Genomic DNA, 25,608 nt, shown 5'->3' on the forward strand with positions numbered 1-25,608 from the left:
TTCCGAACATTAAATGTATTAATCGACTAAATTTACAATCATAATGTGTATTCTGAAAAAATAAAAAGCCTGGTTGCCTTTTCGATTTTCATATATCACAACATGTGTGAAAATCCAAACTGCAACCAGACTATCATAGTAATTTTCATTACCTTAGACTCTTAGCTTTGCGACCTATCCTTTCGAACAGTGTGCCTATTTATTTTTTTTGAGACAACAAAAAGTCCAGTTGCCTCTTCGATTTTCATACACACAACTATGTGTGAAAATCCAAACTGCAACCAGACTATCATAGTAATTTTTATTACCTTAGACTCTTAGCTTTGCGACCTATTCTTTCGAACAGTGTGCCCATTTATTTTTTTTTTAAGAAAACAAAAAGTCCAGTTGCCTCTTCGATTTTCATACATACAACTATGTGTGAAAATCCAAACTGCAACCAGACTGTCATAGTAATTTTCATTACTTTAGACTCTTAGCTTTGCGACCTATCCTTTCGAATAGTGTGCCAAATATAGGAATTTATTTATCGTGTTTTGAATATACCATTAAAACCCAAAAAAGAAAATAGTTTTTTCAGAAAAAAATAATTAATTTTTATAGTCTAAATTCCCCCCGGAAAATCCATAATGAAAACTTTCAAAAAACATTTTGATATTAAAAACACATCATACATTCTTTATAGATAAAGTGAAACTTTAATCAGCCCTCACCAATCGGGCTGCCCGGCAAATAGCGGGATAAAATAAAAAAACATCACTTCCAAATAAGTGATGTTTTTTGTAGTTAATGCAGTGGTAACATAACCTCAACCGTCGTTCCAACCCCAACTTCACTTTCAAAACTCATTTTACCGTTGTGATCTTTAATAATTTTTTCTGTAACTACTAAACCTAGACCAGTTCCTGTTTCTTTCGTTGTATAAAAGGCTTCGTTTAACTTTGGAATTTTATCTTTCGGAATGCCGCATCCCTCATCTTTCACTTGAACGATGATTCCTTCTTTTACAGTAACTTTAATCGTAATTGTTCCGCCAACTGACATTGCTTCAATTGCATTTTTAATTAAATTAAAAAAGACCTGTTTTAATCGTTTTTCATCACATGTAATTGATGGTAAGTCTTTACTGTAAATACCTTGTATGTGGACTCCTTGTTTTAAAGCAGGCTTTTCCATAACTCGAATAACATAAGAGATAATTTCTTGTATGTTATGAGTTTCTGATTCTAGTGATTTAGATTTCTCAAATCCACTAAGTTCTGTAGCAATTATATGAATCCGATCTACTTCTTGTTTCATAATATCACTATAAATTTTATCCTCTGGATGCTTGTCTGCTTGTTTATTCACAAGTTTTTTTAAGTTTGCTAAAGGTCTTCTAATCTTATAACCAATAACCGTTGCCATCTTTCCAACAGCTGCTAGTTTTTCTGTTTGTTTTATTTCTTTGTCCATCATCTCAAGCGTACGAACGTAAGACTGAACCCTCAAAAATATAATCCAACATATAATAGTAAATACACTATATAATGCCATTGGGATTAAAACGAGAGAAGATTGAATAATGATTCCTGTAAAAGCGTACTTCCCGACAAGTATCGCTGGAACTAACCAGAAATATCTTTTATTCACAAAGATTGGTGCAAACAAAATAAAAAATACTTCTACTATATTTCCACCGTCAAATTCCGCATCGCTACCATAATAAATCATAATGTTGTGGATACAATCTAATACATTATAGCCAATTAGAATAATATACTTTACCGCAAAAACATTCTTCCATTTCATAAAGTATATTCCAATGCAAAACAATACTACCATCAAAAAGTAAAGCCATAAACCTAAACCATCTTCAAACTTTCCTACGCCTTCTTGCTCTCCCGCGATCAAAGGTACGATAAATTCATAGGCAAGATCATACACAAAAAATATAATAAAAAATAAACTTAAAAATACTTTCAACGCCTTTATTTCTTCATTTTTAAATATATAGCCTTTATTCATATGGTAACTCCTAGCTTTTCTTCCACTTGAATTTCAGTATTTCCACACTTCCTTGGCAGAATAATGTCTATTCTCGTTCCAGTATTTCTTTCACTTGAAATATGTAACTCACCAAGGTGCTCGGCGACAATTCGATTCGCTACTGTAAGACCCAGACCAATTTTATCTTGTTTCGTTGTATAAAAGGCCTCTGTAACACGGGCTAAGTTTTCTTGCTTAATACCATGACCATTATCAATTAAGCTGATCATCACATACTCTTTCCCTTTATTTTCTAACCGTAAATGTAATATGCCACCTTGCTCCATTGCTTCTAAAGCATTTTTTATCGTATATAGAAAGACTCCTCTTATTCTTCGTTCATCACATTCAACTTCTATTGTTTGTTCTCCCACATTAGAAATAAGCTGCACATTTAATTCATTCATTTTTTCGCGAAGAGTTGTTGTTGCTTGTAATACAATTTTTCCCAGATCATGTTTCTTATAAATAGAAGGCTTGCATGTAGCAACTTCCATCAACTCACTTATCATATTATTCATATTTTCTATTTCAAAGATCATACGTTTATAAACAGGATCCTCTTCATGCTTCTCTCTTTGTAATTGCGTAAATCCTTTTAATGAAGCGAGTGGATTTTTAATTTCATGTCCAACCGTCGCTGCCATTTTTCCGATTACTGCTAATTTTTGTGATTCACTAGCAATCGCAATACTTTCCTTTACAGCTGAAAGATATTGTAAAAATCGGTTTAAAATGATATATGCAGCTATTAACATAAGTGTACACATAATAAGGAACATAAATGCTTTTATTTCCTCTAATACAAATAAATAAATTAAATATTTTCCTACAATAGAAGAAAGTAAGATTACATAAAATTTTTTATTTAAAAATATGGGTACAAAGAAAATGAGAATAATTTCTATTATATTTGTCGCATCAAACGCCGCCTTATTATAAAAAATATACGAAAATATATTAGCGATTTCTATCCCTATGTATGCAAATATCCATGCATATTTAACAAGGTTTGCCTTCTCTTTTTTCATTAAATATATATTCACGCACAGTATTGCTACTCCGCAAATAACTTGCCATACTATGTTGTATCCCTTATCCATTATTGATTTATTGTCTAATACAATTGCATAGAAAATTTGATATACAATAACAATAACATATAACACCCATAAAAGGATTTTTGCATTCCTTTCTTCTTCTTTATATGATAGAAAACTTTCTTTCACTTCAACACCCCTTCAAAATAATATCTCGAAGAATACCATTTATTATAATAAATGATTTTCATAGACAAACAAAGATAAATCGCAAATTTGAGGAAAATCATCCCAACGATGCAACATCTTCATGCTATATACAAGCATAAAAACCATAAACAATAATACGTATATTATGGGAGGTGTTTTTATGGACGGCAAAAAAAATAAAAAGATAGAACAACTCCAATCTTTCACGCGTGAAAATGAAGGAAAGGAGATGACAACAAATACAGGTGTTAAAATTTCAAATGATGAAAACTCTTTAACAGCTGGAGATCGTGGCCCTACCCTTCTAGAAGATTTCCTTATGCGAGAAAAACTTTCTCACTTTGACCGTGAACGAATTCCAGAACGAGTCGTTCACGCACGAGGATACGGAGCACATGGCATTTTTGAGTTATATGAATCTTTAGAAGAGCTAACAATGGCCCATTTTCTACAAGACCCTTCAAAAAAAACACCGCTTTTCATTCGTTTCTCTGAAGTAGCTGGATCAAAAGGAGCAAATGAAACGAATCGAGATGTAAGAGGATTCGCCGTTAAATTTTATACAGAAGAAGGAAATTTTGATTTAGTAGGAAACAATATTCCCATTTTCTTTATTCAAGATGGCATTAAATTCCCTGATCTTATTCACGCCCTTAAACCAGAGCCGCATAATGAAATTCCACAGGGACAAACAGCACATGATACTTTTTGGGACTTCATCGCCAATAATCAAGAATCAGCTGCAATGATGATGTGGATTATGTCCGATCGTACAATTCCAAGAAGCTTTCGAATGATGCAAGGATTTGGCGTTCATACATTTCGTTTCGTTAATAAAAATGGAAAGTCACGATTCGTGAAATTCCACTGGAAGCCAAAGCTCGGCGTTCATTCGTTAATTTGGGATGAAGCACAAAAACTAGGTGGTGCTGATCCAGATTACCATCGCCGTGATTTGTGGGAAAATATTAATGCTGGAAACTATCCTGAGTACGAACTTGGCATTCAAATTTTAGAAGAAGAGGACGAATTTAAATACGGCTTCGATATATTAGATGCAACGAAAATTTGGCCTGAAGAAGATTTTCCCGTTAAAATCATTGGGAAAATGACCTTAAATCGCAATGTAGATAATGTATTCGCTGAAACTGAACAAGTGGCACTACACCCTGGAAGTATCATTCGTGGTATTGACTTTACCAATGACCCTCTCTTACAAGGTAGACTCTTTTCTTATACAGACACACAATTAGCACGCGTTGGTACAAATTATCAAGAACTACCGATTAACCGTCCAATATGCCCATTTCATAACAATCAAAGAGATGGTGCATCTAAATATATAATCGACAAAGGAAACGTTGCCTACCATAACAATTCCTTAGCAAATAATTCTCCTTATACTGTACCTGGGACAAAGGGGGGGTTCGTTACATATCCTTCTACTGTATCTGGTCATAAAACAAGGGAAACTGCTGCTAGCTTCAAAGACCACTTCTCTCAAGCTCGTTTATTTTGGAATAGTATGAGTCACGTCGAAAAAATCCATATTATACAAGCTTTCTCCTTTGAATTAGGAAAAGTCAAAAGTAAATCTGTCCGCCAACAAGTCGTTGATATGATTGGACATATTAGTACAGAATTGGCTACTTTAGTTGCAGAAGCTCTCGGAGCAAAAGTCCCAAATGTGCAAGAATCCAACGTTACAAAATCATCTCCAGCACTCAGTATGGCAAATACGACCTTTAGTCCTAATACATTACGAGTAGGTGTCATTGTTGCAAATGGATATGATGGGCCAAGCGCACAATATATAATAAATCAGTTCAAACAAGTAGGTCTTCAACCAGTGATCGTTTCCGAACGATTAGGCATAGTGCAGGGGACGTCAAATGGACATTGGGAAGTAAATGATACTTTCTTAACAGGCTCACCACTCCTTTATGATGGATTACTTCTTATCGGCGGAAAGATGGATGATCATTTTCTTAACAAAGCAAGTTCCTTTGTCGTAGAATCATATAATCACTTTAAGCCGATTGGCTCCTTCCAAAACGGCTCTTCTATTATTCAATCTTTAAATATAGAAGGAAAGCCTGGTGTTTTAATAGAACAAGACCCTACGCGACTAGCAAATGAATTTATTAAAGCTATGACAAAACAACGCTTTTGGGATAGAGCATATTCATAAAATAGGGGGACATTTATGTTTGTTACTGTCGAGAAAGATGTGCATATTTTTGTGCAAGACGTTAATCCTGGTCCAGGTAGTAAGACTGTTTTCTTCGTTCACGGATGGCCTTTAAATCATCAAATGTATCAATATCAACTCAATGTTTTACCAGAGCATGGCTTTCGCTGTATCGCCATGGATATACGAGGGAATGGGCAATCTGATAAGCCATGGACTGGTTACACGTATGATCGATTAGCCGATGATATCGCAATTGTTCTAGAAGCACTCGAAGTAGAGAACGCTACATTAGTCGGTTTCTCAGTTGGTGGTGCTCTTTCTATTCGCTATATGTCTCGCTATAATGGGCGCCGCATTTCTAAGCTCGCATTAATTGACGCTGTCTCCCCCTCTTTCGTTAAAAATCAAGAGTCCCCTTACGGTGTACCGAAAGAACAAGCAGATGCTCTCATTAATCAAATGTATGCTAATTTACCAAAATTTTTAAATGATGTATCTTTATCCTTTTTCAATAGAAACTTAGGAGCTGCAACCCTTGAATGGTTTTCTTATCTCGGTATGCAGTCCGCTTCTTATGCCCTTATCAAAATTTTACAAGCAGCTGCAAATGAAGATGTAACGAAAGATTTAAATAAAATTAACGTCCCAACAAAAATCTTCCACGGCGTTCACGACCAACTAATTCCTTACAAAAGTGCTGAGCTTACGCAACAACGAATTAAAAATTCTCAGTTACATGCTCTTACAAATAGTGGCCATGGTTCACCAATCGATCAAGCGGATGAATTAAATAAAGAACTGATAAAATTTTTACATGCATAACAACTGCAATACAAGATTGAAAGTTAACATAATCGATTTTTTACAAAACATAAAATTCACACATTTCTCACAAATATACAAATAAAACGATTACATTTTCATATATACTAAATGTACAAGTAATACTCCCTAAACCCAGCTTGTCTGGTTACCCCGTTAAATACTATGAAAAAAGAACTTGTATCGTTATACAAGTTCTTTTTGTTTCTTTTATTAAAAGAGGATTTCTTTGCTATATTGATTTCCAACGAGTAAATCATATTGAAGCATTTTATATTGCTCTAACATTTCTTTTTGTTTCTTTGTTAAATCATTGATTACTTCCCCATTTTTATCAACTTTTAATTCATCTCTAAGCACTGGTATTTCCTTGTAAAGTCCCGATAAAAATTGATAAAATGAGGATTTATTTAACCCTGCATAATCAAAAATAAGATTAGAAAAATGAATTGGGCTTACTAAACCTAAATTATCATTTGGCATATCAAAGTTTGCATACATTAATAGCGGCGTTTGCGCCATTGCTAAACGTTCACTCGGTGTTTTTTCATTCGTTATATACCCATTTTCTTTATAAAAAGATTTATTTGTTCCTAATGATGGAAGGTGATCTCCAAAGAATACTAATAATGTAGGTCTATCTAAATTATCTAGTTGCTCTATTAAATATTGAAGAGCCTCATCTGAACGTCTTAACCCTTCTGTATACGTCTCTAATTCTCCCTTTGATTCTTCATTTTCTAGCCCGCTAATTTCTATTAGATTTTCACCAAATCGGCCCTCTGTAAATGGAAAATGATTTTGCATCGTAACTGCATGAATAAATGTAGGTTGTTTTTGTTTCTCTAACTCAGCAATTATCTCTTCACTCATCGCTAAATCACTAATATAATCTCCATCAATATCCACATTTTCCATCGTGTCCTCTGCATTAAACTTATCAAATCCTAACACCTTATATACATCATCACGTTTAAAGAATGTGCGTCCAAATGAATGAATTGCACTTGTGTAATAGCCTTCTTTTTTCAAAGCCGTCGGGATTGATGGAATTTCTTTCTTATTTGTAATAACCTGCTGATATGGTATAGAACCTGGCTTTAACAAACTCATTGAATAACTCGTTAATGCCTCAAATTCAACGTTCGCCGTATTTCCCCCAAATGTAGGAGAAATAGTTTGTCCACCAGGAAAGTTTTCTATATAATGATGTAAATTTGGTACAGGATCTTCACTAAAAGAAAGGTTGGTTACTTTCGTCGGATCCCAAAACGATTCACTCATTACAAAAATAATATTCGGTTTCTCTTTTTTCTTTTCGTTCCCTATATTTCCACTATATTGTTTTTTTATATCGTTTGCTATTTGAAGCATATTTTCTTTAGAATAATTTTTTGGTTTTTCCATAACTGTTGTATCTAAATTGCTAATAAACCCCAGTACAAAACCATTTGAAGCATAGTTCTCATTTTGATTCCACAAAACAAAATCTACACCTGATTTTTTAAATACTTTATTCATAAATGTATTCGCAAAATTACCGTACGCATATAGAACAAAAATAGATCCTACTACTAATAAGGCTCTTATTCCTAGATGAATCTTTACATTTTGAATATACCTTCTCATATATATCCCTGCTACAATACAAGCTACGATACTTACAATAATGATTAAAATATAACTCCAGCTAAAATAGTCCATCACCATCGGTATAACAGATTGCATATGCGTAATTTGTGTGAAATCAGAAGGATATAACGGATCCCCTCTGAAAATAAGCTTCAAATAATTCACAATACCTAAAATGACTAACGTACAGCTAGATAAAACCATACTTAGAAAAACCTTACCTATTAAATTATATACAAGAATATATATTGCATAAATTACTACAAAACTTAATATAAACTGCATATTATAAATGTAAATCCAATTCATTGTCTCTATGAAACTCATATTAACTTGCATTACAATATAAAATAATGCTACTGCATGAGCTAGCAAAAATAATATAAAATGCACTCGCAGGGATACCCTAGGTATAGACATCTCTTTTTTATTGAAATGCGTAATATAAAATGTTATGCCCCATATGAAAATCATCATAACACTTAAAACAAGCTTTTGATTTAAATGATCTTTCATCATGTCTAAATTAAAAACCTTTAAAATCATAAACAGCATAGTTATTACTAATAAAGTCACCATACTACTTATAATGCTAGAAATTAATATACTTCTTTTCGGAAGATGAAAAAGTGTAGAACCATACTTCAATTCATTCCCTCTTTTCTATGTATTAATTTCACCCCGCATCAAAAAAACTATTTGTATTAAAATAACATATATCCTATATTTCGTCTGCAAACTTGCTTCTACTATAAATATATTTCCTTAATACTTCCTTAATCAATAGTTAAATTGTGGCATACAAATTACTCATTCTTGAAAAGCTTAATTTCAGCATTCCACTTTATGATATAATAACTATTTTTTAGAAATCCTTAATGCTATCCAAGATTTCACATGAAAATACGAAAGAATTAATAAAAAGGCGTTGCACGTTTTTAACAACTATTAATATAACGAAAAGAACCTGCCACAAGACAGGTTCTTTTCGTTATTTTATGATAAAAGAGAAAATGATTAGCATGTGTATTATATAAAAGGAAGCAGCCATATTTTCCATACGATACATACGAGTACTATAACTACAAAATCAAAAAAATCTAATCTCGGACCTTTTTTCATATTCATATGTAGCCACATATGAAACCATTTTATTTTCGTATATTTATGAATGTTTTTCTTGGCAAATCGGTAAATAAGCATTTGCATGATAAAAAATCCGGCCACAAAAATAAATAATAAGATGAGAAATCCAATCACAAAATTCCTCCTATTTTTGTAGCGTTTTTTCTACTATCCGATTTTTCAAAACCCACTCTTCAAACTGGGCACTTCCAAATTCCCAACTAAGATCGCGAGCATGTACAGAAAAAACGTAATGACCAGCATATTCGTCCATAAACCTCCCTAACTCTACATCGTCTTTCTGAATACCGTATACTCCAAAATTAAAATACACATCCCATACGTCTTCATTCTTCCTCTTATAAGCAATCGATCCCATGTCACATTCTGTCCCAAAATAATCAAGATGTAAATGTACGCTATCATCGTATTCGTACTCCATTTTATCACCCCTTATATTTGTACTTCTTTACCATCCAAAAAATTCCTGCTATCTACACTCACATATAGGCACTTACCTACATATCATGCTTGTAGAGTGACTTCTAGGAGGTGTTATATAGTGAAAAAATTAATCGCGATTTTTTGCATCATGTTACTAGCTGTTTTTACTTTTGCTGCTTGTAGTAATAAAAAAGAAGGTACGAAAGAACAAACTCAAAACATTCGTGTCGGCGAAGTTACCCATTCTCTCTTCTACGCCCCGTTATATGTCGGGATTGAAAAAGGATTTTTTAAAGATGAAGGACTAGATATTGACCTACAAACAACAGCCGGTGGCGATAAAACGATGACCGCCCTATTATCTGGCGGAATTGATATTGCTCTCGTCGGTTCTGAAACGTCTATTTACGTTCATCAACAAGGAGCGAAAGACCCTATCATTAACTTTGCACAGCTTACACAAACAGATGGGACATTTTTAGTTTCACGTAAAAAACTAGACTCTTTTAATTGGAATGACGTAAAAGGTGTTACATTTTTAGGACAGCGTAAAGGCGGCATGCCGCAAATGGTTGGGGAATACGTTTTAAAGAAAAATGGCATTGATCCTCATAAAGATACAAACTTAATTCAAAATATCGAGTTTGCTAATATTGCAAATGCCTTCGCATCTGGTACTGGAGAGTTTGTGCAGCTCTTTGAACCGACTGCAAGTATACTTGAGAAAGAAGGTAAAGGTTATATCGTCGCTTCATTCGGAAATGAATCTGGTACTGTTCCTTATACAACGTTCATGGCAAAAGAAAGTTTCTTAAAGAAAGATAAAGCTGCTGCTGAAAAGTTCACACGTGCGCTCTATAAAGCACAGCAATGGGTTGATACACATAGCCCAGAAGAGATTGCTGATGCTGTTTCTCCGCTATTTAAAGACACTTCAAAAGACATAACAATACAAGTAATTGAACGGTATAAAAAACAGCATTCTTATGCGACAAATCCACTACTAGATGCGGAAGAATGGAAACAGCTCCAAACTATTATGAAAGACGCTGGCGAATTACAAAAAGAAGTTCCACATGAAGCGCTCGTCAATACAAAAATTGCCGAAAGCGTTATTAAGAAATAGAGGCGAAGTGTATGAGTTTTTTACAAATACGTAACGTTTCTCACTGCTTTTTTGCAAAAGAGAATGCCAAACTTATTCTCGAAGATATGAGCTTACAAGTGGAAGAAGGCGAATTTATTTCTATACTCGGTCCAAGTGGTTGTGGTAAAACAACACTCCTCTCAATCATTGCTGGGCTACTTGATCCAATTGACGGTATCGTCTTTTTAGATGGTGAACCGATTACAACGAAAACTTCATCTATGGGATATATGTTGCAACAAGATTACTTATTCCCTTGGAAAACGATTGAAGAAAATATTATGCTTGGACTTCATATTCGAAAGATTTATGATGAACAGATGAAAGAACATACTTTAAATCTTTTAAAACAAGTCGGTCTACATGGGGTAGAAGGACAATATCCTCGTGAACTATCCGGCGGTATGCGTCAACGTGCCGCTCTCGTTCGAACATTAGCGACTGATCCAAAAATTTTATTACTAGATGAACCATTCTCCGCACTCGATTATCAAACGAAATTAAAACTAGAAGAACTCGTTTTCAACTTGCTAAATAAATATAAGAAAACATCACTACTTGTTACTCACGATATTGAAGAAGCGATCGCGATGAGTGATCGTATTTATTTACTGCAAGCGAATCCTGGGAAAATCGCAAAAACCTTTATCGTCCCGGAAAGTATCCGTTCTTTATCACCGTTAGAAGCACGCCATCACTACGATTTCCCAGCCCTCTTTCAAGATATATGGAAGGAGCTGGAACGACTTGGATAATATAAAACAACTACATGAACAATTTCGAAAGAAAGAACGTAGGCGTGCTTGGATTGCTCGCTCTCTACAACTTTTACTACTTATTCTTTTCTTTGCACTATGGGAAATATCTAGCAAAAGAGAATGGATTGATCCTTTACTCTTTAGCTCTCCTTCAAGTATTTGGGATCTCTTCTTAACGAAATGGATCGACGGTTCACTTTGGGTCCACATATGGACGACATTGCTGGAAACGGGAGTAGGCTTCATTCTCGGAACAGTACTTGGTGCTATTATTGCAACGTTTCTTTGGTGGATGCCACTTCTAGCCCGCGTACTTGATCCTTATCTCGTCGTCCTAAATGCAATGCCAAAAGTTGCACTCGGTCCAATCATCATCGTTATTTTCGGTCCAAACATTTCATCTTCTATCGCAATGGGAGTAATCATTTCCATCATCATTACCATTCTCGTTATTTACAGTGCGTTTCAAGAAGTCGATTCTAACTATATAAAAGTGATGGACACATTTGGCGCAAATAAATGGCAATGTTATAAGCAAGTCGTTCTCCCTGCATCCTTTCCAGCAATTATCTCAACGTTAAAAGTAAACGTTGGTTTATCCTGGGTCGGTGTTATTTTCGGAGAACTTCTCGTTTCCAAACAAGGACTTGGCTACTTAATTAGCTACGGATTCCAAGTCTTTAACTTCACACTCGTCTTACTTAGCGTACTACTCACATGTGTTCTCGCAACTCTTATGTATGTATTTGTCGAGGCATTTGAAAAAATTCTAATTGGAAAAAGAAAAAGAAGCTGACTCAAAACAGTGCGCTATAGTCAGCTTCTTTCTTTTACCTTTTATCACACATTTTCGTTTCATTTGTAATGTTTCCATCCGCAACCGTAACTGTATGGAAACATTCTTTCACACGTACTGTAACGACATTATCTTTTCGATCTATCACATGATAATCATTAAACTTTTCATTCAAAGCACTACGAATTTGCTCCCCTTCAAAAATCGGAAAACCGTGAGACATTACCCAAATGAGACCAGCAACAGCAAGAATCGTTTTCATACGTTTCATTACCTCCTCGAGAGTAAACTTATAGCCCCTACAACACGCGCATTATAATTGTGTCTAAATTGTGACATTTTTATACTAATTCTATTTTATACCGCCAGTTCCTTCTTCTTTTCGATAAAAATACAGAATTTTCAATTTTATCAACATGAAAAAACGTAAAGAATTAAAAATTCTTCACGCTTTACTTTAACGAAACTATATCGAACGCATAACTCACATTAGTCTCCACCTTGTTGTTCTATCGTTTTCGAAACATCATATAATCCTGACAGCATTTCCGCTCTCATTTTTACAAGCTCAGGGAACTGATGGAAGAAAGCAATTTTCTTATATTTTAACTCTGTTCCTTCTTTCACTTTTTTTGAATCTTGTAAAATGAACGCTGTAAATGTATCTGCGATATCTTCCGTTACATTTGTTGTTCCATACAGCGATACAAACTCATCATGCTTTTCTTTATAAAATTTAATTTGTGCCTCTTCACTTTCTTCTACTTTCTTTTCTGTCCACTCTTGTTCAATTGGTTTCCAAAATTCATTATAAAATTGGTTAATATACGAAGTTTTTCTCGCACATCCATTTTTCAAGAACACCGTTTTACATTTATTTCGATATGATGAAATGTCTTTCTCTTCATCAAACGCCTCTAAATATTTCCTATCCACTGGTACTTGTTTATGCCCAATCGTTAATACGTGAGCCGTTTCATGAATTAATGTTTTCATCACTTCATCTATATTCACCCCAGAATCGAGCACGTCTAAACTAAGCAACCAATCTCTCGGGTCATCCATACTTGGCATGACATGAGCAACAACGCCATCATAACCATCCGTTATTAGATCAAACCCTGTTATATTCTCACGATATTTCACTGGAATGAGAGTGCGATACATGTCCCATAAAGTTTCATGATACTCTCTATCTTGCCGCTGGCTTAACAAATCATCTTTTGCTACTTCGTCATCTGCAAAAGCTTTATTCAATCTCTTACGATCCAATTTCTCAAAATAAGGATCTACAATTTCATCATCATCGATATAATAAGAAGCTAAAAAGAAATAATTGTCATCCTCTTCTTTTTTCTGTTCCGCCTCTTTCATATTCATACTTTCATACTCTTCTATGTCATAATCCTCTACTTTTTCAAGTTCTGAAAGTCCCTCTATCTTTTTATATACTTTTTGTAATGTTTTATCTCCTATTTGCGTGCACTCTTCTTCTGTTTTACAAATTTCTTTTTCTTTCGTAACCTCAATAGCACTATCGCATCCTGCAACTAAACTGCTTGCTATCATACAACACATTAACTTGCCATACAGTTTCTTCATACAATCCCCCATTATTCCATTCTACAAAATATCATAATCATTTTTTTGTGAATATGCGATAATTAATTATAAAAACTGCAAGGAGGTTTCCCATGATTCGTGCAATCTTATTCGACTTAGATGGCACACTATTAGATCGGCGCCAATCTTTAGAACAATTTATTTGTGACCAATATAATCGCTTCGCCTCACATTTGATGGGCATAGAAAAATCCGAGTATTGTTCTCGATTTCTTGAACTTGATAATAATGGCTATACGTGGAAGGATAAAGTGTATGCTACTCTCCTTTCCGAATACAACATTACTACTTTAACGCAAGAGCAACTGCTACACGACTATATTACAAACTTCCAACATCATTGTATTTCTTTCAAAAACACGCATGAACTACTTCAACAGTTAAAACAGCGAAACATTAAAATTGGTATTATCACAAATGGTTTTACTGAATTTCAGATGAGCAACCTTCGAGCACTACATATACATACGTATACAAACACCATTCTCGTTTCAGAAACTGAAGGAATTAAAAAACCTCACCCTGAAATTTTCGAACGTGCTTTGCAAAGACTAGATGTTAAGGCAGAAGAATGTCTTTATGTTGGAGATCATCCAGAAAACGATGTGCTTGGTTCTGAACAAGTAGGGATTCTTGGTGTTTGGAAAAAAGATTCATTTTGGGGTGATTTTAAGCATTCACGTATCGTAGATGATTTATTAGAGGTTCTTTCATTTTTAGAGGTAGAGATAAAAATACAATAATAGCAAATAAATTATATCAGCGATTTACCAACAAAAAGTGACCATAATAAGAGGAGGCCGTTGCTCAAAAACGCCTCCTCTTTCTTTATTCATATACTGTAAACTGTGGTTTACTCGGATGATCTTTTACTAGCGCATCATCTGGAAACTTTGAAACTTTTTGATATAAGGCAATGTCACCGATACAACCTGCTGTTAGTAGAATTCCTAAAAATGAGAGTGGCTCCAGATTCATAGCTAATCCCAATACAATTGGCAAAATTCCAGTTGGTAAAAACGGAAGCATTAACACTTTCTTCATTTGCTTTACTGTAACCGCCTGTTTAGAATGAGCATATGCAACACCTAATTTCCAATTAACGCCCCATTTTAGTTCACTCCACGGAATACCTCCGATATAGCGAAATCCTATTAAATGTATCGCTTCATGAATACAGACGAGAACAATCATTGCAATAATAAACAGAAACATCGTTAATAATGTAACTTCAACTTGGACCCCACCTGAAAGAAATATATGCAAATAACCTATTCCAAACGACAAAGCAATTATTATAAAAAATAAAGAAAAGTTTAATTTAACCATCGAAACAGTAACAGTCGTTTCTTTTCTTTTATCCATCTTCCCCCTCCTAAAATGTAAGTATATCTTTTCAAAATTGTATAATATACCCAAAAATAAAATAAAGATACATTTACATTTATTATTACATACAAAAAAAGAAACCGGCTACTTTACTTCGTAAAACAGCCGATTTCTTCTATATGTTTCATCGTACGCGCTAATACGTCATCGCGCATTATAAAGCTAAATTTTCTGTTCGTTTTAATGTTGTCAGGAATGTCTTTTAATAAAACAGACCCTTTCGTTTCTTCGTAATGCGTATGTTCTTCTACCGCACTAATTGTTGCAAAATAAATGTTTTTAATGATTATTTTGTCTTTTCCAGATACTTTATATTGTCCTAAGTAAGTTAAATCAGAAACTATGCCGCCAGTTTCTTCATGAACCTCTCGAACTGCCGCTTCTTCCGGTGTTTCCCCTAGTTCTACTTTACCACCTGGAAATTCAAGACCACGACGTAAATGATGTGTTAATAACCATTGATCCCCGTACCGGCATACAACCCAAACATGCTTTGGCTCAGGAGAAAATGGATAACGTTCAAACGATAATTGTACAGTGTTGTGGTAATAATCTTTAAATTTGTACATGCCATTACTCCCCTATTGATGGTTACAAGTTTTTCCTACCACAAATTGTAGCATATTCTCGCTTTTCTGCATAATATTATCCAATTACAATCCATTGATTATTCCCATTTGCGCGACTAATTCTTTCGTCTCATGATTTCCTAAATCGTAAATCATTTTATATGCTTTTTGTAGTTGTTCATCATATCGGTCATTATTTGAATCGTGATGATACTCAACAAATGGAACGTGGGAGCGTACAAATGAACCTAAATCTTCTACATATGCTTGATCGAAGTGCTCTCTTAATTCCGTAATTTCCTCATCATTTGCATAAATTTCAAAATTATACGTATCCGCCGTCTTCACTTGTGAAATTTGACCATTTCCTATTGATATATAATATGTTTTTTTCGTTTCCATGTAACACCCTTCTTTCATCCTTTTATTTTCTATTGTTTTCATCAATTACAAAATTATGTAAAATAAAGAAAAGGAGGGGTTTTATGTTCAAAATATTAATTATCGGTATTATCATCGTCCTAATCATCCTCGTACTCTCCATCATGACAATTAATAAAGGCTATGCTTATAAACATTACGTCGATAAACTAGAAGATAATCCTTATACAAAAAAGAATAAGGAGAATTCCTAATATGCTTCGTATACTCCGCATCACAATCGCACTCACTGTGTTCGTTATGTCGGCAATTGGATTATATACAGGTCAAAATAATTTTCTACCTCTTTCACAATTTCTATTAGGGGCTTTAATGTTTCTCATCGCATTTGAACAAATAAAGAAAAAGGAGGCAGCAACTGGGCTTATTTGTATTATTTCCGGTGCTTTCATTTGGATTGTTCTCATCATTAGCTATATAAAATAAAAGGAGGTACATGCATGCTAAAAGGAGTACGGATTACTTTATCACTTATTGCTTTATGTATAGCAATCTATAGTTTCTTTACTAGTAATAGAGAAATTATGCCTTATATGTTCATCTTTTTAGGGATGATGGCTTTCGTTATTAGTATAGAGGAAATCTTAAAGCAGCAAAAAGGTGGTAGTATACTTGCTCTGTTAGCAGGAGCTGGTGCTTTATTTCTTGGCTTCTCAGAAATATTTCGATAAATAGTCCCTTTAAAGGAGGTATACAATGCTAACTGGATTACGCTATTTTTTCATGCTTCTCACACTCTCTCTTTGCACTTATTCTCTTGCTACCGACAACTTCACACTTCTCCCATACATGCAATTTGCTCTCAGTTGTTTCTTTATTCTTCTAGGAATTAATGAACTGAAATCCGGAAGAAAATCAATGGGTATCTCGCATTTTTTCGTTTCTAGTCTTATGCTCTTCATTGTAATATCGAACTACTTTCACTAAAGATAACATGTAATTTCCAATCACCTACTGACCATTACCTCTCACTAATTTGGATTTTTTAAACAGTTAATAAATTGGAGGATACTATGCTAACAAACCTTCGAATCTTACTATCTGCTATTGCTTTTATTCTTGCTTTTTTTAGTCTTTTTACACGAATTTCTATTCTTTTCTCTTATGTATTTATCCTTTTAAGCATCACATTTATTCTTTCGGGAGTTGCTGAAATACAACAAAAGCAAAAATCGAAAGCTATCTTTTGTTTTATAGTTGGGATAATCACTTTCTTCGTTGGGATTTCTGACATACTTCCATAAAAAAGAAGAGCTTGTGTGCTCTTCTTTAACTCACTACTTTCAATCCAATAATCGTCCCCATAATCCCAACAATACAAATAATTCGAAAAGCGTTTTTAGGTTCTTGAAAAAATAAAATACCGACAACTGCTGCCCCGAGCGTTCCGATTCCAGTCCAAACTGCATATGCGATCGATAACTGAATTTCTTGAAGCGCCATCGTTAAAAATTGAAAACTAATAATAAAACCACCTATTAAAATAATATTATTCGTCCAACTATTATTTTTTGCTACTTTCTTTATCCCAATTACACCGACAATTTCAAAGAGCCCAGCTATAATTAAATAGATCCATGCCACTTTATTTCACCTCTTCCTTATTCCCACTAAATTTCAATCCGATAATAAATAGTGCCAATAAGCAAACGAGGAAAATTTTGATGAGCGAAAATGGTTCTTTGAAATATAAAATATCTACCAATATCGTTCCAACTGTACCAATTCCAGTAAATACTGCATATGCCGTACCAATTGGAATTTTTTTAGTTGCTTCAATTAGTAGTTGAAAGCTCACTAAAATTGCAATGAGTGTCAAAATACTCATTGAATTTGTTTTTAATCCTGTCGCCCAATATATTTCAATTAAGCCCCCAAATACTAAATACATCCACGCCCTATTTATGCTAATCTCCTTTTTCTTTTTCACTTCTTCTTTTATCTCTTCTCTTGTTTCTTGTTTCGAAGAATTACGCTTCTTTTTCGGAAAAAGAATGTAAGACATCGCCCATATAAAATGAATAATAAGCACTGATGTCCAGACACTTGTAATCGTATTAATCGTTTCATTTTTATAAAATCCAATTTGTTTATTTAAAATCCACTCTTTCATATGAAGGAAATAGGAACCGCTTGGCAACTCTTGAGCTGGTACAAGCCCTACTATAAAAATAAATAGAATCTGTGCAAAAATGAAAACCCCCAGATGCTTATAAAAATATTGCCTCTCCATCCGCGCATGCTTAATTCCATATAGCTTCTCTTTTCCCGCGCCAGTCATTTACCCTCCTCCTTTTTTAAATAACAATCTATCATCTTTTCTATATAATTCATCGTTTCTAAATCAAGTCCGTATACTCTTGCAATCTCTCCCTCTTCAGGTTTAATTAAATCCCAATACTTATTTATTAATTGTTCATCTTCATGAAATACGTGCATTGAAAAAGCCACTACCCTTTCCGCTAACATTTGAATTTCCGGTGAATCTACTGGTTCATTTATACGCTGACGAATTTCTCTTAATACTTGTAACCATTCTTTTGTTCTTTCATCGTTTTCTTCAAGTGTTGGTAAATCCTCTATAACCTTCTGTTCTTCCTCCGTAAAATATTTTTGTCGGAAATTTTCTCTCTGCTCAATTCCCTGTACTGATTTTATGAATAACATTAAATCTTCTGTTTTAAGCTCTCCTGTTAATTCAATGGAATGAAATGCTGTATATAATAGTTTTTCTAAGTCCTTTAATCTTTTTACTTCCGCTTGTATTGTTTGAATTTCATTTTGAATTGCACTTTTCCATCTTTCTTCTGAATTCCCCTTTTCCTCTTTTAACACTTTTTTTATTTCCGAAAGCTTAAAACCAAGCTTTTTAAACGTTGTTATTTGTTGCAATGTAATTACATCATCTTTTGAATAGTAACGATATCCTGACTCAGCAACGTACGACGGTTTTAATAATCCAATTTCCTCATAATATCTAAGTGTTCTCGTCGTTACATTCGTTTCTTTTGAAATTTCACCAATGCTATACTTATCCATCGTTTCCTCCTCACGCCTTATTTATCTTCACTATAAACTTTGACGTATACGTTAAAGTCAATACTCCATTCACACAAAAAACTCCTGTTTTTCAAACAGGAGCTCTCATTAATATATTCACCTACTGCCTTTCATTTCTTAAAAATGCTCATAAGTGAAACTCATCGTTTTTCTATAAAACCTGTACTTTTCTCTTTTACAAATAAAAAAACTGCCCTTTAACAGGCAGTTTTTCTTTATCCAAACACTTTCTCAAGTTCATCTTTATCTTGGCTTAGCCAGAAGTTCATTAAGCGTTGTGCTCCTTCTAAGTCATGAAGCTTCGCTTGACCACATTGCGTTTCATTTGCAGCCGGAATTTCTGTAATTTGAACCGCATCTTTTAATGTTAGTTCTAATAAATCAATGATTTCTCGAACTGTCGGTGTTCCGCTCACTACAAGATAATATCCTGTTTGGCAGCCCATCGGTGAAATATCGATAATATCAAAATGCGGATAACGATCAATATATTTACGTAAATTAAATGCTAATAAATGCTCTAACGTATGAATAACATCTGGTTTCATTGCTTGTTTATTCGGTTGGCAGAAACGAATATCAAATTTATTTACAATACCGTCACTACCTACATTGTGAACTCCGCAATGTCTTACATAAGGTGCCTTTACAATCGTATGATCTAATTCAAAGCTTTCTACTGATGGCATACAACATCTCTCCCGCTTTTAATTTAATTCCGTTATATCCAATATGATATAACGGAAATGCACATTAGTAAAGTATTATGTACAGTCGTGCTATAATACTTTAAGAGTATGCTGAAAAGGAGACCATTATGAAACAGATTTTTATTGGGATTATACGCTTTTATCAAAAGTTCATTTCTCCGATGACACCACCAACATGCCGCTTTTATCCAACTTGTTCTCATTACGGATTAGAGGCGTTTCAAAAACATGGTGCACTCAAAGGTTTTTGGCTTACTTGTAAGCGTATATTAAAATGTCACCCTTTCCACCCGGGAGGATTTGATCCTGTCCCAGATAAAAAGGATGACAAAGTAAATTCTTAATTGTCGTAACCATTCACAACTAAATCTAATTTTCCTGTATCAGGATCTATAACAAGACCGTGAACAGGTACTTCTTCTGGAAGTAATGGATGGTTGCGAAGTATTGATACACTATGTTCTACACTTTCTTCTACACTAGAGAACCCTTGTAGGAATCTTTCTAAATCGATTCCAGAATAACGGAGTGTATCTAATTTCTCATTTGTTATACCGCGCTCTTTCATCTTCTCAATTGTACTGCTTGCCTGAATTTTTGCCATACCGCAATCGTGGTGACCAACTACACAAACTTCATCAGCACCAAGTTCATATACAGCAACTAAAATACTACGCATAATACTTCCGAATGGATGTGAGATAACAGCTCCTGCTACTTTAATAATTTTCACATCACCGTTACGCATATTCATTGCTTTTGGTAATAATTCAACAAGACGAGTATCCATACAAGAGATAATTACCATTTTTTTATTCGGGAATTTTCCCGTTTCATACTCTTCGTATCTTTTCTCTTCAACAAATTTTTCATTGTATTGTAAAATCTCTTCTAATGACTTCATAGTAAAAAACCCTCTTTTCTCTCATTTACATTACTTATATAGTGTACCAAAATATGAAAAACTCAAAAAGGATATCGCTTTATAGTAAAAATAGGATATTTTCAGATAATCGACATAATTCTTTCAAAATATACACACACCTTTGTAACAAGTCACCTCTATTTCAAACGTATTTTCACTATAAACTGATTGTAGATAATGTAAAAAAGGAGTGAATATTCATTATGTCCGACGTTCTGTTACTGAGTCGTTTTCAATTTGCAATTACTATTTTTTATCACTTTTTATTTGTACCTTTGACAATCGGACTTGTCATTTTAGTAGCATGTATGGAAACTCAATACGCCCGCACATTGAATCCAACATACCGTAAAATGGCAAATTTCTGGGGTAAATTATTTACAATTAACTTCGTAATGGGGATTATAACCGGGATTACGATGGAATTCCAATTTGGAACAAACTGGTCTGAGTACTCCAAATATATGGGAGATATTTTCGGATCACCTCTCGCAATTGAAGCACTTGTTGCCTTCTTCTTAGAATCTACTTTCATGGGAATATGGTTATTCGGTAAAGACAAAATTTCACCAAAGTTCCGTGCCTTCTGTATGTGGATGGTTGCACTTGGAACAAATATTTCCGCACTTTGGATTATTACAGCAAACGGCTTTATGCAAAACCCTGTTGGCTACGTAGTACGTAACGGCCGCGCTGAATTAAATGACTTCTGGGCACTCGTTACAAATCCATATGCTTGGAATATGTTCTTCCATACTGTCATTGGTTGTTATATCGTAGGTGCTTTCTTCGTTATGGCAATTAGTGCCTATCACTTATTACGTAAAAACGAAGTGGAATTCTTCAAAAAATCATTTAAGTTTGGTTTAATGCTAGGTTTATTCGCCGCAACAATTACACCGTTTATGGGACATCAATCTGGTGTATCAGCAGCTAAATATCAACCAGCAAAAGGAGCTGCGATGGAAGCAGTTTGGGAAACTGGAAAAGGACAAGGCTTCTCAATTGTTCAAATTCCTGATGTAAAAAATGAGAAGAACTTTGAATTCCTTACGATTCCAAAACTCGGAAGCTTCTTCTATACAAACTCATTTGATGGCGAAATTGTTGGTTTAAAAGATATTCCGAAAGATGAACGTCCAAATGTTAACCTCGTGTATTATAGCTTCCGCTTAATGGTTGCACTTGGTATGTTCTTTATGGCATTAACTTGGTACGGCTTCTATTTAAACCGAAAAGGAAAACTAGAAAACTCAAAACGTTATTTAAAAATTACAATATGGTCTGTCTTACTTCCTTATATCGCGATTAACGCAGGATGGATTGTCGCTGAAGTAGGTCGTCAACCATGGACAGTATATAAACTAATGCGTACAGCAGAATCTGTATCGCCTATATCAGTTCCACAAATTTGGTTCTCATTAATTAGTTTAATTTTGTTCTACACTTTACTTTTAATTGCAGACGTATACTTAATGCTGAAGTTCGCGAAAAAAGGACCTGCAGCATTAGAAGAACCTGCTACTGAGGGAGGTGTGGCTCATGTCTCATGATATGCTTGCAATCATCTGGTTTGGTTTATGGGGCGTGATTTGGACAGTTTACTTCATTCTTGATGGGTATGCACTTGGTAACGGAATGATTTTCCCTTTCGTTACGAAAGATCGACAAGAACGAAATCAATTACAAGAAGCAATTGGTCCATTCTGGGGCGGTAATGAAGTATGGTTAATTACAGCTGGTGGCGCAACATTTGCTGCCTTCCCAGTCACATATGCAAATATGTTTAGTTATCTCTATACACCGTTATTCTTAGTATTACTTGCACTATTTGCTCGTGCCGCTGGGCTGGAATTCATGCATAAAGATGATTCACCGATTTGGCAAAAAACTTGTAAATGGGCATTTGCAATTGGGAGTTTTTTAATTGCTTTCCTATTCGGTGTTACGTTCGCTAATCTTTATTACGGACTACAAATCGGAAAAAATGGTTATGAAGGAAATTTACTTAGCTTATTAAACCATTACGGTATTTTAGGAGGATTGTTCTTCACTGCTATATTTGTCGTATCCGGTGCCCTTTGGGTCATGATTAAAACGACTGGTGAAGTATCCGACCGTGCTTATAAAATCGCGAGACCGTTTTCAATGGCAGCAGCTATTATTTTAGCTATCTTCTATGTAGCAACTGCTAATCGGACAAACTTGTTCCAAAACTTTACGGAATATCCGGTACTATTCATTCTTCCAGTACTTGCAATGTTAATGAGTGTACTCGCACTTATTATGGTGTACAAACATAAAATTGGCCTTGCATTCACATTCGTTTGCCTAACAATCGCAATGTTTATGACAACTGGCTTTGCAGGTATGTTCCCAAGAATGTTACCATCTCGTATTAACGATGCATACAGTACAACGTTATACAACGCAGCTGGTAGTCAATTAAACTTAAAGATTATGTTCTTCGTTGCAATGGTCATGGTACCAATCGTTATTGGATATCAGCTTTGGAGCTACAGTATCTTTAAAAATAAAATTCATAAAGACTCTGCTAAAGGGTATCACTAAAATAAAAAAAGACACTTCGGTTGAAGTGTCTTTTTTATACGTATGATTTTTAATAAGATGTTATATTTCTAATCTAACAACTATAATACAGAAGAATCATTAACAGCTCACAGCTAGATTGTATCATAGGGCAACTTCATCATTTTATGCAATTTTACATATTGTGCTATAAAGTAAACTGTATCCCCTGATCATTCACATCATTATCCCATACATCAGCTGTACTAATTCCGCTAAACGTTTGTACTTTCATTCCTGTATTTGATGATCCCGATCCATTGTAAGCTTTCGTCTTTTCAATCGGCTGTACGTTATATTTATCACCTACATTAATTGTTCCATTGCAGTTTTCAATAATAACACCTTCCACAACTGCTGGCATTTTGTCACCCACTTTCATTTCTTTACTTTTATTTTATGAAAATCGCCTAGAAAAATAGCATGTTTTAATAAGAAAAAGCACTCAAATTGAGTGCTTTTTCCTTAAGCATAAAGACAAGTTTGGAGACAGTTGACTTCTTCAAAATTTTATTAGGGGTAATATTTTGAAAAAGAAAGCCTTTCATATGTAGGTTAACACCACTGGAATATATAGTAAATTGATAATATTTATACGGAAGATTGCTAATGTTTAGTATAGATAGTTTACACTATGCTAACAGTGAAAACTATCTATACTAATAAAAAAAAAGTGCCTCCAAAGAAGCCACCTTTCAAAAACAGACACTATAAAACAGAATTATTTATTGTTATACGATTGTTAGATACAAAAAGTAGAGGGAAATGTTTGTATTAAATTCTGCTTTATAAAGTCTGTCTACAACTTATATTGTAATCCTCTTCATTTGAAAAAAAATATAATATGCACAATTACATACAAAAAGAAAAAGCACTCTACTGAGTGCCTCTTCAACCATTTTACTTTTAATATATCGCTTTGAATATATTGTAACATATGTATCCATATATTTTATTGAGAAAATTCAAAATCCTTTTTCTTTCATTTTTACTTATATAATCATGTAATATAAAAGGTATGTCAAATTCTTATACAAGTTGAGGTGTACTATATTTATGCTGTATTTTGGAATTATTCCTCTTATATTGTTTATTATTTTTCTTATCTCGTATTTAAAAGATCCGCGGAAAATAATAAACGGCTTTTTATTTAATGCCTTTATCTGTTCATTTCTATTATTTTGCGCTATAGCCTCATTTGAGTCTGGTAATAACGATTTACATTTTATCGTTATCATCCCCATGTTAGCACTACTTGTAATGATTCCTTTTGCTATAGTCGCTTTAATGTTCGGACTCTTTCTTAATGCAAAAATTTTAATGCAACGTGAAGGAAGACGCTTCACAAACTCTTTAACTTTAATTGCTGCTTTAGGGATTTTATTCTTTATAATGCTCCCTATCATAAATCCAGCAAATTTATTCTCAGAGCATTTTCAATTTATCTTTGCTGCTATCTCTCTTATAACTATGTATTTCTTTGTGCATTTATCTAACTTCTTAAGCGCATATTTTTTATATCAATTCAACAGACCAAGACGTAATCAAGATTTCATCATCGTTCTCGGTAGCGGCTTAATTAATGATAAAGTACCACCTTTACTTGCAAGTCGTATTAATAAAGCTATCGACTTTTATTGGAAACAAGCAGCTGTGAATACACCACCAACAATTATTTTCTCTGGTGGTCAAGGTCCAGATGAAGGCCTTCCAGAAGCGGAAGCGATGCAAAATTATGCTGTTGAAAAAGGAATTCCTCTTGAACATACAGTGCAAGAAAATCGCTCTGTAAACACATATCAAAATATGTTGTTCTCTAAAGAAATTATGGATTCTTTAAAACCAGAAGGTAAGTATAGAAGTATTTTTACAACGAATAATTTCCATCTTTTCCGCGCTGGTATATATGCAAGACAAGCTGGCCTTAATAGCCAAGGAATCGGATCAAAAACTGCATTTTATTACTGGCCTAACGCAATGATTCGTGAATATGTCGCAATTGTTGTTATGGGACGTAAGCGCCATATGAAAATATGTGGAACTATTTTAGGCTTCGCTTTATTCCTAACAGTAATTAGTTTTATTGTTTCTTAATAGCTATCAAAT

At 34.1% G+C, this 25,608-nt stretch carries 30 protein-coding genes and 3 riboswitches; of the genes, 14 read left to right on the plus strand and 16 right to left on the minus strand.

All coding sequences use genetic code 11. The features are described 5' to 3' along the window. Positions 1 to 117: 117 nt before the first annotated feature. Positions 118 to 206, minus strand: a riboswitch (cyclic di-GMP riboswitch). A gap of 67 nt (positions 207 to 273) precedes the next feature. Beyond that, a riboswitch (cyclic di-GMP riboswitch) is annotated at positions 274 to 362 on the minus strand. 69 nt (positions 363 to 431) lie between these two features. After that, positions 432 to 520: riboswitch (cyclic di-GMP riboswitch) on the minus strand. A 266-nt stretch (positions 521 to 786) separates the two neighbouring features. Both AC0ONG_RS22655 and AC0ONG_RS22660 read right to left on the minus strand, forming a co-directional pair. Beyond that, positions 787 to 2,007, minus strand: a complete 1,221-nt coding sequence (locus tag AC0ONG_RS22655; RefSeq protein ID WP_001032631.1) for an ATP-binding protein — start codon at positions 2,005 to 2,007, stop codon at positions 787 to 789. Continuing rightward, on the minus strand, positions 2,004 to 3,257 hold the full coding sequence (locus AC0ONG_RS22660; RefSeq protein WP_000664882.1) for an ATP-binding protein: 1,254 nt from the start codon (positions 3,255 to 3,257) through the stop codon (positions 2,004 to 2,006). Before AC0ONG_RS22660 ends, AC0ONG_RS22655 begins: the two co-directional genes overlap by 4 nt. A 181-nt stretch (positions 3,258 to 3,438) precedes the next feature. On the opposite strand from AC0ONG_RS22660, the gene AC0ONG_RS22665 reads away from it, so the two are divergent. Together AC0ONG_RS22665 and AC0ONG_RS22670 are read left to right on the plus strand one after the other, a co-directional pair. Then, on the plus strand, positions 3,439 to 5,469 hold the full coding sequence (locus AC0ONG_RS22665; RefSeq protein ID WP_000348754.1) for a catalase: 2,031 nt from the start codon (positions 3,439 to 3,441) through the stop codon (positions 5,467 to 5,469). A 15-nt stretch (positions 5,470 to 5,484) separates the two neighbouring features. Beyond that, positions 5,485 to 6,294, plus strand: coding sequence for an alpha/beta fold hydrolase (locus AC0ONG_RS22670; protein WP_000498274.1), 810 nt, complete (start codon positions 5,485 to 5,487; stop codon positions 6,292 to 6,294). A gap of 213 nt (positions 6,295 to 6,507) precedes the next feature. On the opposite strand, the gene AC0ONG_RS22675 is transcribed toward AC0ONG_RS22670, so the two are convergent. From AC0ONG_RS22675 to AC0ONG_RS22685, 3 genes are all read right to left on the minus strand, one after another. After that, complete coding sequence (locus AC0ONG_RS22675) at positions 6,508 to 8,574, minus strand: LTA synthase family protein (RefSeq protein WP_000873641.1); 2,067 nt, start codon at positions 8,572 to 8,574, stop codon at positions 6,508 to 6,510. 381 nt (positions 8,575 to 8,955) lie between these two features. Continuing rightward, a complete protein-coding gene (locus AC0ONG_RS22680) occupies positions 8,956 to 9,186 on the minus strand; it encodes a hypothetical protein (RefSeq protein ID WP_000578981.1) in 231 nt (76 codons plus the stop codon). Between the two features lie 10 nt (positions 9,187 to 9,196). Beyond that, the gene (locus AC0ONG_RS22685; RefSeq protein ID WP_000455582.1) at positions 9,197 to 9,493 is read right to left on the minus strand and encodes a DUF3986 family protein; all 297 of its coding nucleotides are present in this window, start codon (positions 9,491 to 9,493) and stop codon (positions 9,197 to 9,199) included. A 120-nt stretch (positions 9,494 to 9,613) separates the two neighbouring features. Here AC0ONG_RS22685 and AC0ONG_RS22690 point away from each other — a divergent pair, with 120 nt between their 5' ends. Genes AC0ONG_RS22690 through AC0ONG_RS22700 form a run of 3 tightly spaced genes read left to right on the plus strand, consistent with a single transcriptional unit; the run spans position 9,614 to position 12,196 of the window. Next, on the plus strand, positions 9,614 to 10,621 hold the full coding sequence (locus tag AC0ONG_RS22690; protein ID WP_000733138.1) for an ABC transporter substrate-binding protein: 1,008 nt from the start codon (positions 9,614 to 9,616) through the stop codon (positions 10,619 to 10,621). An 11-nt stretch (positions 10,622 to 10,632) separates the two neighbouring features. Further along, a complete protein-coding gene (locus AC0ONG_RS22695; RefSeq protein ID WP_000009025.1) occupies positions 10,633 to 11,397 on the plus strand; it encodes an ABC transporter ATP-binding protein in 765 nt (254 codons plus the stop codon). Then, positions 11,390 to 12,196 carry an ABC transporter permease gene (locus AC0ONG_RS22700; protein WP_000368777.1) on the plus strand — a complete coding sequence of 269 codons (807 nt, stop codon included), beginning with the start codon at positions 11,390 to 11,392 and terminating at the stop codon, positions 12,194 to 12,196. The genes AC0ONG_RS22695 and AC0ONG_RS22700 overlap by 8 nt, the downstream gene beginning before the upstream one ends. Before the next feature lie 34 nt (positions 12,197 to 12,230). Here AC0ONG_RS22700 and AC0ONG_RS22705 read toward each other — a convergent pair whose 3' ends face one another. Both AC0ONG_RS22705 and AC0ONG_RS22710 read right to left on the minus strand, forming a co-directional pair. Beyond that, positions 12,231 to 12,458 carry a hypothetical protein gene (locus tag AC0ONG_RS22705; protein ID WP_000849113.1) on the minus strand — a complete coding sequence of 76 codons (228 nt, stop codon included), beginning with the start codon at positions 12,456 to 12,458 and terminating at the stop codon, positions 12,231 to 12,233. Positions 12,459 to 12,685: 227 nt separating this feature from the next. Next, complete coding sequence (locus AC0ONG_RS22710; protein WP_474204155.1) at positions 12,686 to 13,798, minus strand: recombinase family protein; 1,113 nt, start codon at positions 13,796 to 13,798, stop codon at positions 12,686 to 12,688. Between the two features lie 92 nt (positions 13,799 to 13,890). On the opposite strand from AC0ONG_RS22710, the gene AC0ONG_RS22715 reads away from it, so the two are divergent. Continuing rightward, the gene (locus AC0ONG_RS22715; protein WP_000617246.1) at positions 13,891 to 14,562 is read left to right on the plus strand and encodes an HAD family hydrolase; all 672 of its coding nucleotides are present in this window, start codon (positions 13,891 to 13,893) and stop codon (positions 14,560 to 14,562) included. Between the two features lie 85 nt (positions 14,563 to 14,647). Here AC0ONG_RS22715 and AC0ONG_RS22720 read toward each other — a convergent pair whose 3' ends face one another. From AC0ONG_RS22720 to AC0ONG_RS22730, 3 genes are all read right to left on the minus strand, one after another. Further along, on the minus strand, positions 14,648 to 15,184 hold the full coding sequence (locus AC0ONG_RS22720; protein ID WP_000361285.1) for a DUF3267 domain-containing protein: 537 nt from the start codon (positions 15,182 to 15,184) through the stop codon (positions 14,648 to 14,650). 113 nt (positions 15,185 to 15,297) lie between these two features. After that, the gene (gene mutTA / locus AC0ONG_RS22725; protein WP_000276385.1) at positions 15,298 to 15,777 is read right to left on the minus strand and encodes an antimutator 8-oxo-(dGTP/GTP)ase; all 480 of its coding nucleotides are present in this window, start codon (positions 15,775 to 15,777) and stop codon (positions 15,298 to 15,300) included. Between the two features lie 84 nt (positions 15,778 to 15,861). Further along, positions 15,862 to 16,179 carry a hypothetical protein gene (locus tag AC0ONG_RS22730; protein WP_000448411.1) on the minus strand — a complete coding sequence of 106 codons (318 nt, stop codon included), beginning with the start codon at positions 16,177 to 16,179 and terminating at the stop codon, positions 15,862 to 15,864. A gap of 83 nt (positions 16,180 to 16,262) precedes the next feature. On the opposite strand from AC0ONG_RS22730, the gene ytzI reads away from it, so the two are divergent. The 4 genes from ytzI to AC0ONG_RS22750 all read left to right on the plus strand — a co-directional run bounded on the left by ytzI (position 16,263) and on the right by AC0ONG_RS22750 (position 17,462). Continuing rightward, positions 16,263 to 16,412: a YtzI protein gene (gene ytzI, locus AC0ONG_RS22735; RefSeq protein ID WP_000472793.1), complete on the plus strand. Its 150-nt coding sequence runs from the start codon at positions 16,263 to 16,265 to the stop codon at positions 16,410 to 16,412. Between the two features lies 1 nt (position 16,413). Beyond that, the gene (locus tag AC0ONG_RS22740) at positions 16,414 to 16,644 is read left to right on the plus strand and encodes a DUF3953 domain-containing protein (protein WP_000944462.1); all 231 of its coding nucleotides are present in this window, start codon (positions 16,414 to 16,416) and stop codon (positions 16,642 to 16,644) included. A gap of 14 nt (positions 16,645 to 16,658) precedes the next feature. Next, positions 16,659 to 16,889, plus strand: coding sequence for a DUF3953 domain-containing protein (locus AC0ONG_RS22745; protein WP_000912056.1), 231 nt, complete (start codon positions 16,659 to 16,661; stop codon positions 16,887 to 16,889). 342 nt (positions 16,890 to 17,231) lie between these two features. Beyond that, the gene (locus AC0ONG_RS22750; RefSeq protein ID WP_000957185.1) at positions 17,232 to 17,462 is read left to right on the plus strand and encodes a DUF3953 domain-containing protein; all 231 of its coding nucleotides are present in this window, start codon (positions 17,232 to 17,234) and stop codon (positions 17,460 to 17,462) included. Between the two features lie 25 nt (positions 17,463 to 17,487). Here AC0ONG_RS22750 and AC0ONG_RS22755 read toward each other — a convergent pair whose 3' ends face one another. From AC0ONG_RS22755 to luxS, 4 genes are all read right to left on the minus strand, one after another. Next, positions 17,488 to 17,802 carry a DMT family transporter gene (locus tag AC0ONG_RS22755; RefSeq protein ID WP_000312334.1) on the minus strand — a complete coding sequence of 105 codons (315 nt, stop codon included), beginning with the start codon at positions 17,800 to 17,802 and terminating at the stop codon, positions 17,488 to 17,490. Between the two features lies 1 nt (position 17,803). Then, positions 17,804 to 18,499 (minus strand): DMT family transporter, encoded by a 696-nt coding sequence (locus AC0ONG_RS22760; RefSeq protein ID WP_079246059.1) that lies wholly within the window; start codon positions 18,497 to 18,499, stop codon positions 17,804 to 17,806. Then, positions 18,496 to 19,257, minus strand: a complete 762-nt coding sequence (locus AC0ONG_RS22765) for a MerR family transcriptional regulator (RefSeq protein WP_000362242.1) — start codon at positions 19,255 to 19,257, stop codon at positions 18,496 to 18,498. The genes AC0ONG_RS22760 and AC0ONG_RS22765 overlap by 4 nt, the downstream gene beginning before the upstream one ends. A 236-nt stretch (positions 19,258 to 19,493) precedes the next feature. Next, positions 19,494 to 19,967 (minus strand): S-ribosylhomocysteine lyase LuxS, encoded by a 474-nt coding sequence (luxS, locus tag AC0ONG_RS22770; protein ID WP_001141371.1) that lies wholly within the window; start codon positions 19,965 to 19,967, stop codon positions 19,494 to 19,496. Between the two features lie 128 nt (positions 19,968 to 20,095). On the opposite strand from luxS, the gene yidD reads away from it, so the two are divergent. Next, positions 20,096 to 20,332: a membrane protein insertion efficiency factor YidD gene (gene yidD, locus AC0ONG_RS22775; protein WP_000809334.1), complete on the plus strand. Its 237-nt coding sequence runs from the start codon at positions 20,096 to 20,098 to the stop codon at positions 20,330 to 20,332. Here yidD and AC0ONG_RS22780 read toward each other — a convergent pair. Then, positions 20,329 to 20,892, minus strand: a complete 564-nt coding sequence (locus AC0ONG_RS22780; protein ID WP_000838173.1) for a beta-class carbonic anhydrase — start codon at positions 20,890 to 20,892, stop codon at positions 20,329 to 20,331. The genes yidD and AC0ONG_RS22780 overlap by 4 nt on opposite strands. Positions 20,893 to 21,116: 224 nt before the next feature. On the opposite strand from AC0ONG_RS22780, the gene cydA reads away from it, so the two are divergent. Next, positions 21,117 to 22,466, plus strand: a complete 1,350-nt coding sequence (gene cydA / locus AC0ONG_RS22785) for a cytochrome ubiquinol oxidase subunit I (protein WP_001286166.1) — start codon at positions 21,117 to 21,119, stop codon at positions 22,464 to 22,466. Then, entirely contained in the window at positions 22,456 to 23,484 is a 1,029-nt protein-coding gene (gene cydB, locus AC0ONG_RS22790) for a cytochrome d ubiquinol oxidase subunit II (protein WP_000017662.1), read from the plus strand. The genes cydA and cydB overlap by 11 nt, the downstream gene beginning before the upstream one ends. Before the next feature lie 166 nt (positions 23,485 to 23,650). On the opposite strand, the gene AC0ONG_RS22795 is transcribed toward cydB, so the two are convergent. Then, positions 23,651 to 23,884: a spore germination protein gene (locus AC0ONG_RS22795; RefSeq protein ID WP_002005871.1), complete on the minus strand. Its 234-nt coding sequence runs from the start codon at positions 23,882 to 23,884 to the stop codon at positions 23,651 to 23,653. Positions 23,885 to 24,561: 677 nt separating this feature from the next. Between AC0ONG_RS22795 and AC0ONG_RS22800 the strand changes: the two genes are divergently transcribed. Beyond that, positions 24,562 to 25,596, plus strand: a complete 1,035-nt coding sequence (locus tag AC0ONG_RS22800) for a YdcF family protein (protein ID WP_116366427.1) — start codon at positions 24,562 to 24,564, stop codon at positions 25,594 to 25,596. Positions 25,597 to 25,608: the final 12 nt, after the last annotated feature.

The organism is Bacillus sp. TCT6, from assembly GCF_056033845.1.

Coding starts and splice junctions, on each gene's coding strand:
- AC0ONG_RS22760 (WP_079246059.1), bottom strand. CDS start 18,499: ATGACTGGCGCGGGAAAAGAGAAGCTATATGGAATTAAGCATGCGCGG.
- AC0ONG_RS22705 (WP_000849113.1), bottom strand. CDS start 12,458: ATGAAAACGATTCTTGCTGTTGCTGGTCTCATTTGGGTAATGTCTCAC.
- AC0ONG_RS22715 (WP_000617246.1), top strand. CDS start 13,891: ATGATTCGTGCAATCTTATTCGACTTAGATGGCACACTATTAGATCGG.
- AC0ONG_RS22745 (WP_000912056.1), top strand. CDS start 16,659: ATGCTAAAAGGAGTACGGATTACTTTATCACTTATTGCTTTATGTATA.
- AC0ONG_RS22695 (WP_000009025.1), top strand. CDS start 10,633: ATGAGTTTTTTACAAATACGTAACGTTTCTCACTGCTTTTTTGCAAAA.
- AC0ONG_RS22730 (WP_000448411.1), bottom strand. CDS start 16,179: ATGGAAACGAAAAAAACATATTATATATCAATAGGAAATGGTCAAATT.
- AC0ONG_RS22765 (WP_000362242.1), bottom strand. CDS start 19,257: ATGGATAAGTATAGCATTGGTGAAATTTCAAAAGAAACGAATGTAACG.
- luxS (WP_001141371.1), bottom strand. CDS start 19,967: ATGCCATCAGTAGAAAGCTTTGAATTAGATCATACGATTGTAAAGGCA.
- AC0ONG_RS22685 (WP_000455582.1), bottom strand. CDS start 9,493: ATGGAGTACGAATACGATGATAGCGTACATTTACATCTTGATTATTTT.
- yidD (WP_000809334.1), top strand. CDS start 20,096: ATGAAACAGATTTTTATTGGGATTATACGCTTTTATCAAAAGTTCATT.
- cydB (WP_000017662.1), top strand. CDS start 22,456: ATGTCTCATGATATGCTTGCAATCATCTGGTTTGGTTTATGGGGCGTG.
- AC0ONG_RS22665 (WP_000348754.1), top strand. CDS start 3,439: ATGGACGGCAAAAAAAATAAAAAGATAGAACAACTCCAATCTTTCACG.
- AC0ONG_RS22655 (WP_001032631.1), bottom strand. CDS start 2,007: ATGAATAAAGGCTATATATTTAAAAATGAAGAAATAAAGGCGTTGAAA.
- AC0ONG_RS22750 (WP_000957185.1), top strand. CDS start 17,232: ATGCTAACAAACCTTCGAATCTTACTATCTGCTATTGCTTTTATTCTT.
- AC0ONG_RS22720 (WP_000361285.1), bottom strand. CDS start 15,184: ATGGATAAAAGAAAAGAAACGACTGTTACTGTTTCGATGGTTAAATTA.
- ytzI (WP_000472793.1), top strand. CDS start 16,263: ATGTTCAAAATATTAATTATCGGTATTATCATCGTCCTAATCATCCTC.
- AC0ONG_RS22710 (WP_474204155.1), bottom strand. CDS start 13,798: ATGAAGAAACTGTATGGCAAGTTAATGTGTTGTATGATAGCAAGCAGT.
- AC0ONG_RS22795 (WP_002005871.1), bottom strand. CDS start 23,884: ATGAAAGTGGGTGACAAAATGCCAGCAGTTGTGGAAGGTGTTATTATT.
- AC0ONG_RS22670 (WP_000498274.1), top strand. CDS start 5,485: ATGTTTGTTACTGTCGAGAAAGATGTGCATATTTTTGTGCAAGACGTT.
- mutTA (WP_000276385.1), bottom strand. CDS start 15,777: ATGTACAAATTTAAAGATTATTACCACAACACTGTACAATTATCGTTT.
- AC0ONG_RS22740 (WP_000944462.1), top strand. CDS start 16,414: ATGCTTCGTATACTCCGCATCACAATCGCACTCACTGTGTTCGTTATG.
- AC0ONG_RS22780 (WP_000838173.1), bottom strand. CDS start 20,892: ATGAAGTCATTAGAAGAGATTTTACAATACAATGAAAAATTTGTTGAA.
- cydA (WP_001286166.1), top strand. CDS start 21,117: ATGTCCGACGTTCTGTTACTGAGTCGTTTTCAATTTGCAATTACTATT.